Genomic DNA, 1,225 nt, shown 5'->3' with positions numbered 1-1,225 from the left:
CTAAACCAACGATCTCGATTCTCGCACGACGTCAGGAGGCACGCCTGAGGTCGGCTCGGCGCAGGGATGGACAGGCAGAGCGCTGTGCATTCCGCGCGTTGAGGTAGGCATGTACCCGCACCATGAGCTGGTCCATGGTGCGGCAGCGGTGGTTTCGCGTGACGTTGGCGTGCAGGTCCAGCCACACGCGCTCGATGCGGTTGCCCTGGGGACAGTAGGGCGGCAGGAAGTGGAGCACGATGCGCCCTCCAAGTTGGGCAAGGGCCTTGCGAGTCTTCTGGCTGGTGTGGACCGCGGCATTGTCCAGCACGAGGTGGATGCGGCGAGCGCGCCGGTATTCACCCGCGAGGCGCCAGAGCAACTGGATGAAGAGGTCGCTGGCCTTGGAGTTGCCTTCCACCCACGTCAGCTTCCCCGTCCGGACATTCAACGCTCCGGCCAGGAAGCGCTTCTGGTTGTTGCCCGGTGTCACCACCACCCGGCGCTGCCCCGGAAGACACCAGTCGTGTCCCACCTTGGGGTTGAGATGGATGTCCACCTCATCCACGTGGAGCACGGGCTCTTCGGGGGGCTTGTGGGCATGCAGGCACTTCAACTCGTAGAGCCGGCGCCGACGCTTCCAGGCGGGCCAGGGACACTCGACGATGGGCCTGGCCGCCTTGCGCCTCGCGCCGAGCCAGGTGAGCGCGCGTCCCATGGTCGCCACGGACACCTGGGGCAACCCCCGGCGCTCAAGCTCCAAGCACAGCAACTCCCGTGTCCAGGTGGGCCGGCACCAGCCCCAGTCCTCGGGCGTTCCCACCAACACCCGCGCCAGCCTCTCTCGGAATCGCTCGTCGACCTTGCGCTGGCCGTTACCCTCCCTCCTGTCTCGCAGCGCTCCGCGTCCGTCCTCCCGGTAGCGGCGCACCGCGCTGACGACGGTGGAGGTGGCGCAGCCCAAGTCCCGGGCTGCTGCGTTGCACGAGGCACCCCTCCCCACCGCCGCCACCGCCATGCACCGTCGCATGGTGAGCGGGCAGCCGCTCTTCTCGCCCCATCGCAGCAGCGCCTGGCGCTGCTTCCTCTTCAGCCACTGCCTACCTTTGCCCTCGGGCAGGGCCTTCTCGCTCTCAGGTCTTCTGCGCACACAGAGCCGAACGAGAGGTGCCCCTGCTCCCTCTTCCCGCTCACTTCACGCCCGCCCGCCCTCCGGCCTGATCGAGAATCACGAACTCCGGTTTAG

1 protein-coding gene is annotated in these 1,225 nt (G+C 67.5%); it reads right to left on the bottom strand.

Features of this window, described 5'->3' with window-relative positions; translation table 11 throughout:
* Window positions 1-31: 31 nt before the first annotated feature.
* The gene (locus HUA78_RS45665; RefSeq protein WP_371745824.1) at window positions 32-1,129 is read right to left on the bottom strand and encodes an IS630 family transposase; all 1,098 of its coding nucleotides are present in this window, start codon (window positions 1,127-1,129) and stop codon (window positions 32-34) included.
* Window positions 1,130-1,225 lie beyond the last annotated feature (96 nt).

The organism is Myxococcus sp. CA033 (assembly GCF_013336625.1).
Lineage (GTDB): Bacteria > Myxococcota > Myxococcia > Myxococcales > Myxococcaceae > Myxococcus > Myxococcus llanfairpwllgwyngyllgogerychwyrndrobwllllantysiliogogogochensis.
Note: the sequence above shows the minus strand (reverse complement) of the source record. Positions and strands in the feature narration are given on the sequence as shown.